The organism is Enterococcus sp. DIV0574 (genome assembly GCF_051711125.1).
GTDB lineage: Bacteria > Bacillota > Bacilli > Lactobacillales > Enterococcaceae > Enterococcus_D > Enterococcus_D gallinarum.
The window spans coordinates 1,984,074-1,996,214 of the sequence record NZ_JBIOMA010000001.1; the positions used below are offsets into that span (position 1 = coordinate 1,984,074).

Genomic DNA, 12,141 nt, shown 5'->3' on the forward strand with positions numbered 1-12,141 from the left:
ACATCTAGTATAACATAGCTAGAGGAGAACACCCTCCAACTCAATGCCTAGTTTTTGTATTGATTTCTATCATACGTCAAAAAGCTGGTTTATCAAAGGTCACCAAAACAATATGACAAAACTGTTCGCTCCCAGACCACAAAAAAGCAGCAAGCGAATTCGCTTGCTGCTAACTTTTAACTACTTTACATATTGATTGATCAATTCGACTACTTCTTCCATCGTATCGCAATCTTCCAAAGCACGTTTTGCTAATTCTTGCATGTCAGTTGTTGACAAGCGTTTCATTAAGCTCCGTGTTTTAAGTACAGAAGTTGCGCTCATAGAGAATTCATCTAAGCCCATACCGACTAGAAGTGGCACAGCAGTTTGATCGCCGGCCATTTCTCCACACATACCAGCCCATTTACCTTCAGCATGTGCTGAATCGATTACGTTTTTGATCAAACGTAGAATAGATGGGTTATATGGTTGGTAAAGATATGAAACTTGTTCATTCATGCGGTCTGCAGCCATTGTGTATTGGATCAAGTCATTGGTACCAATACTGAAGAAGTCTACTTCCTTGGCAAATTTGTCAGCTAAGACAGCTGCTGCAGGAATTTCGATCATGATACCTACTTGAATATCTTCAGAGACAGTTACGCCTTCATCGATCAATTTTTGACGTTCTTCTTCGTACATTTTTTTCGCAGTACGGAACTCTTTCAATGTTGCCACCATCGGGAACATAATACGCAAGTTTCCGTGAGCAGAAGCACGTAACAGCGCACGAAGTTGTGTACGGAACATGCCGTCACCCAACTCAGACAAACTGATACGCAACGCACGATAGCCTAAGAATGGGTTCATTTCGTGTGGCAATTTCAAGTAAGGAAGTTCTTTGTCCCCACCGATGTCCATTGTACGAACAACGACTGGTTTACCAGCCATTCCTTCAAGAACTGCTTTGTATGCTTCATATTGGTCATCTTCTGTAGGAAAATCAGGAGAATCCATGTACAAGAATTCTGTCCGGTATAAACCGACAGCTTCGGCACCATTGTTGTGAACACCTTCAAGATCTTTAGGCGTTCCGATATTTGCAGCTAATTCAAAGTGCTTGCCGTCAGCTGTAACGGTTTGAGCATCTTTCAATTTTTCCCATTCTGCTTTTTGTTCCGCGTAAGCTTTCCCTGCTTCAATAAATTCAGCAGCTTGGTCTTCAGTAGGATTGATGATAACATCTCCTAAGATTCCGTTAACTGCCAAAATATCACCAGCATTCACTTTAGCTGTGATTTCTTTTGATCCTACGATTGCAGGAATTTCAAGAGATCGAGCCATGATTGCTGAGTGAGAGGTACGTCCCCCGATATCCGTTACAAAAGCTTTAACGAAGTTGCGGTCTAATTGCGCAGTATCACTTGGTGTCAAATCGTGAGCAACGATAACAACTTCTTCGTTGATCATTGAAGGATTTGGCAACGTCACATTTAGCAAATGTGCCAAGATACGTTTCGCAACGTCTTTGATGTCCGCTGCACGTTCTTGCATGTATGCATTGTCATCCATTGCTTCAAACATGCCGATATACATGTCAGTGACTTCTTTCAATGCAGCTTCTGCATTGACTTTGTTATCTGCCATGTTTTGTTTGATTTGTCCGATCATTTCAGGATCTGACAGAACCATTAAATGAGCATCAAATACTTGTGCTTCTGCCTCGCCTAAAGATTGCGCTGCTTTGTCACGGATTTGTTGCAATTCCGCTGTTGACTTTGCTAGTGCTTCATCTAAACGAGCTTCTTCTGCTGCCGTATCTTCAACATTTACTTTTGAAAAAGATAAATCAGGTTGTACTAACAGGTAGGCTTTGGCAACGGCTACACCATCACTAGCAGCAATTCCTTTTAGCATCTCAACCATTATTCAGACAAACCTTCTTTTTTCATTGTTTCAACGATTGCAGCGATTGCATCTGCTTCGTCAGCACCTTCAGCAGTGATTGTAACGTCAGAACCTTGACCAACACCTAGAGACATAACGCCCATGATTGATTTAAGGTTTACTGATTTACCTTTGTACTCCAAGTTGATATCAGAGTTGAATTTGCTTGCTGTTTGTACTAATAAAGTAGCTGGACGTGCGTGAATCCCTGTCTCAGCAACTACGTGAAAATCTTTCTTTTCCATATTGATCAATCTCCTTTATGATACGGTTTTTTTGTGGTGAAGGCTTTTTTTGACTCAGTCAATTGTCAGACTCAAAAAAACGCCCTTTCAACTGTTAAGATTACCATTTTTTTCTCTGATAGACAACCGTTTTCTCTTAAGAAAACGACTGAAATGAACCTATATTTGTTTTTATGGTTGGTACCGATAGATGATCTTGCCATTCAAGCCAGCCTCGCCGACAAATTTCATGCGGTCTTCCAATTTTAACCATGCTTCTCGAAATAGCAGAAATTCGGATTGTTCTACCAGCAATTCGTCGATTTCTCCAGAGCGCAACTGTTCAATTTGTTCAACAAATCGATTTTCATTCATCTCTATCACCTCTTCATCTTCTCCATTATAAACGATTCTTTTTTCAGGGAAAAGTTGTTTCCGCCATCAAAGCTGAAATCCTTGCAGTCTGAAAAAAAAATTGTATAATAAAGTTATGGTCAGTAAAGGTCAATGAAATTTTTGACGCTGCTGACAATTATTCACCGAATCTGCAAGTGTATCTTTTTACCATGAGTAAAAATCGCGGTAGAATGATAGATGAGCAAATGATAAGAAAGGTCGTGAACATATGCTTTGTCAAAACTGCGGTAAAAATGAAGCTTCTATTCATCTTTATGCCAATGTCAATGGTCAAAGAAAACAACTCGATTATTGTCAAAGTTGTTACCAAAAATTAAAAGCACAATCTGGAAATCCAACAAATATGATGGCTCAGGATCCCTTCGGCTTCGGAAATCTTGATGACCTTTTTCGACAAATGTCTCGCCAAATGCAACAAGGAAATTCACCTTATGAACAAACGCCTCCAACTCAAACTGGAGGAAACGGCATAATCGGCGGACAACCTCCGCGCAATGGCCAAGCACCTTCTGGTCTTTTAGGCGAATACGGCATCAATATCACACAACAAGCTCGAGACGGCGGGATCGATCCAGTCGTAGGACGTGACGATGAAATTCGTCGGGTGATCGAGATCTTAAATCGCCGAACGAAAAACAATCCTGTATTGATTGGTGAGCCTGGTGTAGGTAAAACCGCTGTCGTGGAAGGTCTGGCACAAAAAATTGTCGACGGTGACGTTCCTCAAAAACTAATGGATAAAGAAGTGATTCGCTTAGATGTTGCGTCACTGGTTCAAGGAACGGGTATTCGCGGACAATTTGAAGAGCGGATCCAAAAATTGATTGAAGAAATCAAACAAGCCGAAAATGTCATCTTATTCATTGATGAAGTCCATGAGATCGTGGGCGCAGGGGCTGCTGGTGATGGCAACATGGACGCTGGAAACATTCTGAAACCAGCATTGGCTCGCGGCGAATTACAAATGGTCGGCGCAACGACATTGAACGAATATCGCATCATTGAAAAAGATGCAGCATTAGAACGTCGTTTGCAACCTGTCCGAGTCGATGAACCTTCTGTAGAAGAAACCATCAGTATTTTGAAAGGATTACAGCCTCGATATGAAGATTACCATCATGTAAGATATACGGATGAGGCAATCAAAGCTGCTGCTACCCTTTCCAATCGCTACATCCAAGACCGTTTCTTGCCTGATAAAGCAATCGATCTTCTGGATGAGACCGGCTCGAAAAAAAATCTGACTATTCAAATTGTCGATCCAAAAACAATCGACAAGAAATTGCAAGAAGCAGAAGAACAAAAACAAGCTGCTTCTAGAGAAGAAGACTTTGAAAAAGCTGCTTACTACCGAGATCAAATCAATAAGCTGCAAAAAATGAAAGAACGTCAAATCAGTGAAGAAGAAACACCCGTGATCACCGAAAAGGATATGGAGCAAATCGTTGAAGAACGGACGGGCATTCCGGTTGGCGAACTCAAAGAAAAAGAACAAACTCAGTTGAAAAACTTAGCTCAAGATCTGAAATCGCATGTAATCGGACAAGATGAAGCAATCGATAAAGTTGCTAAAGCGATCCGTCGTAATCGTGTGGGATTAGGAAAACAAAGCCGTCCGATCGGTTCGTTCCTTTTTGTCGGACCAACTGGTGTTGGTAAAACAGAACTTGCTAAACAACTTGCCTATGAAATGTTTGGCTCTGAAGAATCAATGATTCGTTTTGACATGTCAGAATACATGGAAAAACACAGTGTCTCCAAACTGATTGGTTCTCCTCCTGGTTATGTTGGTTATGAAGAAGCTGGACAGTTAACGGAAAAAGTCCGTCGTAACCCTTATAGCTTAATTCTTTTAGATGAAATCGAAAAAGCTCATCCTGATGTTCTGCATATGTTTTTGCAAATCTTGGATGACGGTCGTTTAACTGATGCTCAAGGACGCACGGTCAGCTTCAAAGACACATTGATCATCATGACAAGTAATGCCGGCACTGGAAAAGTAGAAGCCAATGTTGGTTTTGGAGCAGCCCGGGAAGGTGTCACACGATCTGTCTTGAATCAGTTAAATAACTACTTCACACCAGAATTTCTGAATCGCTTTGATGGCATCATTGAATTCAAAGCATTAAGCAAAGAAAATCTGTTATCCATCGTTTCTTTGATGCTCGCAGATGTCAATCAAACCTTAGCCAATCAAAAATTGCATATTGAAGTTCCAGAAAACGTCCAAGAAAAATTGGTAGAGCTTGGTTATAGTGCTACGATGGGGGCTCGCCCATTACGCCGAACGATTCAAGATCATATCGAAGATGGTATCGCAGAATTTTATCTTGATCATCCTCAAGTCCATGATCTACAAGCAACTTTGGATTCTGAAGACAAAATCATTGTGACAGCAAAAACTGTTGACACACCCGAAGAGCCAAAGGAACAAGAAAAACAGCCATCTGATGATGAGTAAAATCCTCGCAACAGCCAGACATCGTACCTTATTTGTCTAGATTTCTATGCCAGACGCCTGAATAACCTCAAAAAAACCAAGGTTTTCAAGCTGTCTGGCTTTTCTTTTTAAAAAAAACGCCCTATAATATTAGTAAAAATACATAGAATGTGAGGTGAGTATGGTGAAATTGATCAATGTGACAAACAGCCATTCTCGATTAGTTATGAATCAGCTCGAAAATACCGATGCTGAAATGGTAAAAGTATATACTGCCGGAGACATCACAGTCATCTTTACTTCTGCCCCAAATCACAACGAAATATTGCTGATCAACAAAAAACGCGCAATCAAACCTACCGAAATTGAAGAAATCAAACATTACTTCTTGAAAAAATTACCGCCTGGTTCTTATGAACCTGAAACGATCTCAGTTATTGAAATGCCAGATATTGTAGAAATTTCTATCCAAAAATCGCTTTCTTCGCAAACCTAATACCAATGAAATCACTATAAAAAATATCTATAAAAGATGACTGTCACAGCCCTCTTTTATAGATATATTTTTTTGACTTATTTATCGTTGCCCCTGCGAAACAAACAATCTTTAAGCAAAAGCATCTGTGCCATGGACTCAATCAACAGATCGATCCTAGCTAATTTTGGGGGCACTTTCAGATCGAATTCGCCGTTCGATGATCCTCCCATTGATAAATATCCCTAACCTTTTCCATGTTTCAATGTTATGGATATCCTCAAGAAAGAAAAAACACTGATTCTTTTTTGATTCAACGAATCGATCAGAAATAACGATATCTGCTTCTGCAAGGTTTTCTACCATAGTTACAGTTTCCTTTTTATATACACCTGTTATATAATTTTTTACTAACATTACATAGTTGGCATGATAGGTAATATTAATCATGACATTCAAAGGTTCCGCCATCACATGTCCAACATAGGAGTATAATAGCTCTGTTAGTTGTGTACTAAATATATCCAAATCTCTTTCCGCTATGCTTTTTTTGTAAACTGATTTTATCATCTCTTTTATTTTTAGAAACTTATCGTTCAACAACAATTTCTTATCTTCGTGGTAAAAGAAGGAACTTAAACTCAGCTTATCCGTGATCAAAAAACGATATACAAGATGAAAAACAAATGTGCTATGAAGGTTGGCAGGGATACTGTAACTCTCCTCCATTTTCTTCAAAGCTTCACATGCATGATCTACGATAGGATTTCCAGATAATTTCATTAATCGCTCCCCCAATCGTTCGCAGATTTCAGATGTCAAATACTCTGGAAAGAAATAAATAGCGAAAAGATAGTAAAAGAATTTTTCTGACTGATAAATAGAATGATTGATCTTTTTATCTAACGGATAAAAAGTCTGACAAAATCCTAGTCGGATTTCTTCATATAAACAGTCGCTTATAGCCGTCTCCTCTTTTGAATCTATATCAGTATAACTTCCTATTTTATGGGCATCCATAAAAACTCTAGTTATTCTAGAAAGTTTCTCTTGCTTGATCCTCGTTACATTCTTTTCGTTATGATAACTATAATAATTGTCCTCAGCAAATGTCGAAGAATGTGTATTCAGAATATAAGAAAGTACTCGTATCTGGCTTTCCTTACCTTCCACAACTAAATAATTCATTTTCTTTCTAATCTGGCAATCGACTCCAATCGTTCGAATGATATCGTTTGCTTTATTGACTAATTTGTAACAATAGGACTGACTATAATTAAATTGCATTGATAACTTGACCATCCCTACTTTTCGATGTTTAAGAAAGTAATTCAGGACTTGGAAAACAGAACTTTGTCTAATATACTGTATCTTTAAACTTGAATACAAAGACGTAAAAGTTTCTGGGGTCTCTACATCAGAAAGTCTAAATAATCTATTTTCAAATTTAATGAGTGAGTCGGTTATATTCAGTTCTACTATGTAATCCTCATTGATCTGCATAATCAATGACTTCACCTTGCGATTAGTCAGCGAATGCTTACAAGCTAGTTCATCAATTGATGTTTCAGTCTTTGAAATAATATCCTCTAACAAGTTTAATTTTTGTTCTTGCCTCTCTGTCAGAAACAACTTCCATAAATCCATGACGCTCTCCTTTTTAATGATAGTTACTTCGATAATTTTGTCTATCTCTGAAACGAAACAATTATTAACTACAGTTACCTATTGAGATGAAAAGATACTCTTTTTATCGGTGGAAATAGTTTTTTTAGATAAATAGTGATAAAAAATAAGAACCTCTGGTCGTCGCTGAGAATTGTCGCCCTAGGATGATAGGTATGTTTAAACTAAAATGAGCTAATCTACAATGAATGCGAATCATTTAATCTACTCATGAGTGAACACTTTCTTTTATCAAAATTAAAAAGCTCCAGTTCCGATATAAAAGAACTCGCGAAGACAATTTGTATCAAACAAATAAAACAATTCTTTGAGGAAATAAAAACTGCCAGGTAAAATTTCAGCAAGTGCTTTTCTAATAACAGATGACAGAAGCGGACTTTTAAGCAACAAGAAAAGTTTAGAGGCGAAGTACGTCCCTAAACTTTTCTTATTTTTTTAGCAATTTTACAAGCGAAAAAATAAGCAAAAATGAAACTAGTGATAAGGCGATGATCAACCAAAGATTGACTTTTGACTTCACTGTAACATTATTACTAAGATCTGTAGTCTCCTCTATAAACTGATCAATTTCTTCTTTCGTATAATTAAAATACGTTATCGTCTCATCTTCGCCATCGGATAAAACAAATTGATACTCCCCAGACATCAATTCAGCTTTATCTAACAATGGCGCCTCAAACATTGTTTTTATATACGGTGAAAGCACAATCTTCTCTTGTTCTATCTCCCCTTCAGCTATGATCTCTTGATCAGGATTGATTACTCGATAGGAGCCACCTTCTGCATAAGTAACAAGTGGATTCTTGTTGTAAAGGTAATAAGAAAGAGTCGTTGCGTTTCCTGTAATCGTAAATTTAAAGTCCCCAATGATCTGTTTTGTTTCTTGAGCCCATTCATTTTGTTTCAAGCGAACAACGATTACTTTTTGATAAACTTGCTGAACATTTACGGAATCTTTATTTTCTTGTAAACCAATTGCTTGAGAGAAATTGATTCCACCTAATACTTCCCCAATAATCTTTTTATTTACATTAATTATGATTTTGATTTTTTTGCTTTGCTTTGCATCTATTTTTAAAAGACCATCTTCCAATTTACCTTCAATTGGTAAGAGTTTTACGTACTTCTTTAAATCATAATCTTTATTTAGCAAATTGTTTGTTTCCGCAACATAAGTCATTGAAGTCCTAGTTGAAACAGCGATACTAGGAAAAACCGATACTTCAATGGCATGACTTTCATGATTAGTAACAGTTGCTGTATAAGTATACTTTTGGTTCAGATCAGGCGAAAATTGAATATCTTTTACTATACTTGAATTCTTGTCTGCTTGGATCTGAACTTCAAAAGAAGAGCCAATCGATTCTTCTGCCAATGCTTCTGGACTGAAAAAAAATATTCCTAAGCACAGGAACAAAAGAAACACCCCAAAAGAATAAGATTCATTCTTGTAGCTAGGATATAACATACGATTAAGGAGTGACGTCTGTCACTTCTGATGCAGTTAGTGTGATCACGTAATCACTTGCCTTAGTGTTGTCAAAAGTTGAAGGATCAATTGTATAATCAAAAGTACCTTCTTCAGTCGTTTCATAGCCTTGACTTGCTTCAACTTTGAATACTTCACTCGTTGCAATCGTTAAACCAGGTGCTGAGGTTTCTCCAGGAACTGCTGCTGTTATCACTACTTGCTTTGCTCCAAATGACTTATTCGTTAATGTTCCAGATAACGTGAAAGTACCTGTTAGCGGATTCGCTTTCGTTTCTGTGAAACTAATATCTGCAAAATCTACAGTTTTTGTTTCAACAGGAGTAGCTAAAGTAAATGTTGCTGCTCCTTCTGTGACATTTACAGTAACTACTTCTGCACTTGCTGATGCTCCAAAAAATAGAGCAAGCAATAATGTTGTTACTAAAGTAACCTTTTTCATTAATTTCATTCCTCCTTTATTATTTATTTTGTAAGAAGATGGTCTTACAAAAAAACTATACACTATTTTTTTTGACAATATTCTCTTCTTTTTGCAATTTTATTCACAATAAGAATAAAGTATTCTTTAATTTTATCTAGTAATGTTTTAATCTTTTGCGCCTGTTATTAATTTGCAAAGATCGGATTCTTGTTTAACACAGAAATCTGAACCCCGACCGTCTGATAGGCAGATCTTGGGATATTCATTATGTGCCATAGCTGGAATTAACCTGCTTCACAATTAGATGGGAGAATTAGTCTGACAATCGAATGATTCTTGGGAAAATGAAAATACAGTACTATGCGATTGTGCTTCTTCCATAAAAAAGCACTCTCACTACCGTGAAACACACTCCCAGTTGAGGTGCTATTTGAGGAAGAAATAGTACTTGTTTCAGAGAGCGATTCCTCCATCCAATCATTCATTCATTGTCGAGGCTTCATTTTCTTCTTGACTATTTCTGAGTTCGGTTTTTAAGTCCGATGAATTAGGATTAGTAACGCCTGAGGTCATCTCACTGAGAGTAAAAACAATTTTATAATTCTCTTGATCATGCGCCAGAAATTTCTTAGGAACTAATGTAACGTAAAACTTACGGACATCTGTAGATTGCGTAACTACCCATTCTTCTGCGTTTTCAAAAGCCGCACTTAAGCCATTACCAAATGAAGAGATCGCTAAAATGTCATCAGTAATCAATTCATTCAGTGAAATCTCTACATTTATACTACCTTCATGATTTAATAGCTCCTTACTAAAATCAATTTCTTGAAAATCAAAATTTATTGGTTCATCAATTGCTAGAAAGACATTCGATTCTTCTATGGCATGAGTTTTCTCTTTTTCCTATAATCATCTCTCTGACGAAGACTATTCACGATTTTACTATCCACGCTTCATCATAATGTTCGATCGTAAACTGAGAATTTGGGTATTCACTCTTGACAAATTTTTCGACAGCATCCAGCTCTGTATCTATATTTGCAATTAAAATGATATAATCTACCTTATTTGTATAGTTCAACTCTATTATGTATTGTTCGGCGTCTATCCAATAGGCATCAATTAATGTATTATCTGTGCTCTCATTAGAACGTTTGAAACCATCCATAATCAGAACATTCGTTGCATCGAGGATTTCTAATGTTTCTTTTACAATGTTTAATGAATTGTGCAAGTAATTTTCTACTTGTTTTAAAGTATAATTTACAGGAAAAACACATTTTCTAAGAAAATATACGTGTCTTTTATTTGTAAATCGTATGGAAAACATTTTTCCTCTCATACTTTTACTTTCTGATATTTCCATCATTTTCAAATCACCTTCAGAGATTATTTATGGCAAATGACCTTCCTACACTTTAAAATAAAGCATTTATAACCTTTTTAGTTATCTTTTTTTGTCAAAAAATTACACATTATGTACAATCTTTTTTTGACAGAATCGACTAACCAGCTTAGAATTAGATACAAAAAATCCTCTTAAAAAGCTTATAGATCTTTTTAAGAGGATTTTTTCTAGCAGAATTTTTATTTGAAAACTAACGCATTATCCGTTCCGTTCAATCATCATGTTAAAGTAATTTTAGTTCCAAATCAAAAGGGGATGCGATCTTTTTTACAGCGATCGTGCCTCGTTTACAAATTATAATTTTTCTCATGGCATGATTCTTTCGAGATGATTGTTTAATTTCTGTAATAGTTCCAGCATTTCTTTTTTTGAGTAAGCAAAATTCGTTTCTACCCAATAATTCAATACGGAAAGACAACCTTGAATATGATAGGTCGTAAAGTATCTCATCTCTTCAGTAATCACATTCTTTTTATCTTCATACAACCAAATTTCCAAGTAATTTTTTTCGATCAACTGTTTCATTTTTTCTTGTACCTCCAAACCGTTTGAATAAGTAATGAATAGCTTATAGACAAACGAATGATGATAGACGTACTCAACTAGATTTATATACAAGTCTTCATAGCTGTGAGTGTTATCAAAGGAAATCAGTTGATTGATGTCTTGGAAGAATCGCATTTCCAGTTGCTCATATAGATCGTAAATATCTGTATAGTGTTTATAAAACGTGGATCGATGCAAATCGGCTGTTTCTGTTAGCTCGCGTATAGTGATTGATTGTATTTTTTTATCCATCATCAGTTTTGATAAAGCCTCTGCCAACGCCCGTTCAGTTTTTTTAAACCGACGATCCTCTTTATTCATTCTACTTCCCCCTATTCGACACTTATGGCTAGACTTGTCGTTTAAACGACAAGTTCAAGTAAGATTGTCCATAGATAATCGACAAAGTGTCTATTATACTATAAGTGTATCACAGACAACCAATGATTAGGAGAATAAAAAATGACTTTAACTTTCAGAAATTTAGAAAAAAAAGACTATCATAAAGCCATCCAGTTTGCCATCAAAGGAATGCACTTTGATTGGTATATCAAAAACAAACTGCTCTTAAATCTTTACGGCAGATATTTCTGGTACTTGGAATTAAATCGCGCGACTGAGATTATTGCTCTCTATCACGAAGATGTATTGGCTGGAGTTTTACTAGCGGAAATAAGCGGTGCACCTAAAGCGCATACTTCTTTTGGACAAATGATGTACATAAAACTGTTTGAATTCTTACAGAATAGTTTTGCCAAAGAAAGTGCCGGAGCATATGATGCCGGAAACAATCAACTCCTTTCTGAATATTTAAGTGACCATTCACCGGATGGGGAAATCATTTTCTTAGCAGCTAATCCTGATATACCTATCAAAGGGATCGGAACGCGGCTGCTAGATGAACTGCAGAAAAGAGTGCAAGGAAAAGAAATTTATCTTTTTACAGATAGTGCTTGTACGTATCAATTTTATGAAAAGCGCGGTTTTCAACGTCAAAAAGAAAAAAAGATTTCATTAAAATTGCCCAACAAAAAAATTGATCTTCAGTGCATGCTCTATAGCAAAGTGATTGACAAATGATAGCCATGCTACGCAACAAA

12 protein-coding genes are annotated in these 12,141 nt (G+C 36.7%); 3 read left to right on the top strand and 9 right to left on the bottom strand.

Annotated elements, in window-relative coordinates:
* Nucleotides 1-180: 180 nt before the first annotated feature.
* From ptsP to IGJ45_RS09645, 3 genes are all read right to left on the bottom strand, one after another.
* On the bottom strand, nt 181-1,908 hold the full coding sequence (ptsP, locus tag IGJ45_RS09635; protein ID WP_003126336.1) for a phosphoenolpyruvate--protein phosphotransferase: 1,728 nt from the start codon (nt 1,906-1,908) through the stop codon (nt 181-183).
* The gene (locus IGJ45_RS09640) at nt 1,908-2,174 is read right to left on the bottom strand and encodes a phosphocarrier protein HPr (RefSeq protein WP_003126335.1); all 267 of its coding nucleotides are present in this window, start codon (nt 2,172-2,174) and stop codon (nt 1,908-1,910) included. The genes ptsP and IGJ45_RS09640 overlap by 1 nt, the downstream gene beginning before the upstream one ends.
* A 171-nt stretch (nt 2,175-2,345) precedes the next feature.
* A complete protein-coding gene (locus IGJ45_RS09645) occupies nt 2,346-2,528 on the bottom strand; it encodes a hypothetical protein (protein WP_005471251.1) in 183 nt (60 codons plus the stop codon).
* A gap of 250 nt (nt 2,529-2,778) precedes the next feature.
* Here IGJ45_RS09645 and IGJ45_RS09650 point away from each other — a divergent pair, with 250 nt between their 5' ends.
* The gene (locus IGJ45_RS09650) at nt 2,779-5,031 is read left to right on the top strand and encodes an ATP-dependent Clp protease ATP-binding subunit (protein WP_005471248.1); all 2,253 of its coding nucleotides are present in this window, start codon (nt 2,779-2,781) and stop codon (nt 5,029-5,031) included.
* A 163-nt stretch (nt 5,032-5,194) separates the two neighbouring features.
* A complete protein-coding gene (locus tag IGJ45_RS09655; RefSeq protein WP_029486733.1) occupies nt 5,195-5,506 on the top strand; it encodes a DUF1827 family protein in 312 nt (103 codons plus the stop codon).
* Between the two features lie 156 nt (nt 5,507-5,662).
* Here the strand turns inward: IGJ45_RS09655 and IGJ45_RS09660 are convergent, their stop codons facing one another.
* The 6 genes from IGJ45_RS09660 to IGJ45_RS09685 all read right to left on the bottom strand — a co-directional run bounded on the left by IGJ45_RS09660 (nt 5,663) and on the right by IGJ45_RS09685 (nt 11,362).
* Nucleotides 5,663-7,132, bottom strand: coding sequence for a helix-turn-helix domain-containing protein (locus IGJ45_RS09660; RefSeq protein ID WP_081132176.1), 1,470 nt, complete (start codon nt 7,130-7,132; stop codon nt 5,663-5,665).
* Nucleotides 7,133-7,598: 466 nt separating this feature from the next.
* A complete protein-coding gene (locus tag IGJ45_RS09665; RefSeq protein ID WP_176333519.1) occupies nt 7,599-8,588 on the bottom strand; it encodes a DUF916 domain-containing protein in 990 nt (329 codons plus the stop codon).
* A gap of 55 nt (nt 8,589-8,643) precedes the next feature.
* Nucleotides 8,644-9,102, bottom strand: a complete 459-nt coding sequence (locus tag IGJ45_RS09670; protein ID WP_113849597.1) for a hypothetical protein — start codon at nt 9,100-9,102, stop codon at nt 8,644-8,646.
* A gap of 459 nt (nt 9,103-9,561) precedes the next feature.
* Nucleotides 9,562-9,843 (bottom strand): hypothetical protein, encoded by a 282-nt coding sequence (locus IGJ45_RS09675; protein WP_171917546.1) that lies wholly within the window; start codon nt 9,841-9,843, stop codon nt 9,562-9,564.
* 175 nt (nt 9,844-10,018) lie between these two features.
* On the bottom strand, nt 10,019-10,456 hold the full coding sequence (locus IGJ45_RS09680) for a hypothetical protein (protein ID WP_103299739.1): 438 nt from the start codon (nt 10,454-10,456) through the stop codon (nt 10,019-10,021).
* Between the two features lie 345 nt (nt 10,457-10,801).
* Complete coding sequence (locus IGJ45_RS09685) at nt 10,802-11,362, bottom strand: TetR/AcrR family transcriptional regulator (RefSeq protein ID WP_081132173.1); 561 nt, start codon at nt 11,360-11,362, stop codon at nt 10,802-10,804.
* Nucleotides 11,363-11,503: 141 nt separating this feature from the next.
* Between IGJ45_RS09685 and IGJ45_RS09690 the strand changes: the two genes are divergently transcribed.
* Nucleotides 11,504-12,121, top strand: a complete 618-nt coding sequence (locus IGJ45_RS09690; RefSeq protein WP_349703744.1) for a GNAT family N-acetyltransferase — start codon at nt 11,504-11,506, stop codon at nt 12,119-12,121.
* Nucleotides 12,122-12,141: the final 20 nt, after the last annotated feature.

What these genes read in the sequence shown, in the direction of transcription:
- ptsP (WP_003126336.1), bottom strand. Translation starts at nt 1,908, where the DNA reads ATGGTTGAGATGCTAAAAGGAATTGCTGCTAGTGATGGTGTAGCCGTT.
- IGJ45_RS09640 (WP_003126335.1), bottom strand. Translation starts at nt 2,174, where the DNA reads ATGGAAAAGAAAGATTTTCACGTAGTTGCTGAGACAGGGATTCACGCA.
- IGJ45_RS09645 (WP_005471251.1), bottom strand. Translation starts at nt 2,528, where the DNA reads ATGAATGAAAATCGATTTGTTGAACAAATTGAACAGTTGCGCTCTGGA.
- IGJ45_RS09650 (WP_005471248.1), top strand. Translation starts at nt 2,779, where the DNA reads ATGCTTTGTCAAAACTGCGGTAAAAATGAAGCTTCTATTCATCTTTAT.
- IGJ45_RS09660 (WP_081132176.1), bottom strand. Translation starts at nt 7,132, where the DNA reads ATGGATTTATGGAAGTTGTTTCTGACAGAGAGGCAAGAACAAAAATTA.
- IGJ45_RS09670 (WP_113849597.1), bottom strand. Translation starts at nt 9,102, where the DNA reads ATGAAAAAGGTTACTTTAGTAACAACATTATTGCTTGCTCTATTTTTT.
- IGJ45_RS09680 (WP_103299739.1), bottom strand. Translation starts at nt 10,456, where the DNA reads ATGATGGAAATATCAGAAAGTAAAAGTATGAGAGGAAAAATGTTTTCC.
- IGJ45_RS09685 (WP_081132173.1), bottom strand. Translation starts at nt 11,362, where the DNA reads ATGAATAAAGAGGATCGTCGGTTTAAAAAAACTGAACGGGCGTTGGCA.
- IGJ45_RS09690 (WP_349703744.1), top strand. Translation starts at nt 11,504, where the DNA reads ATGACTTTAACTTTCAGAAATTTAGAAAAAAAAGACTATCATAAAGCC.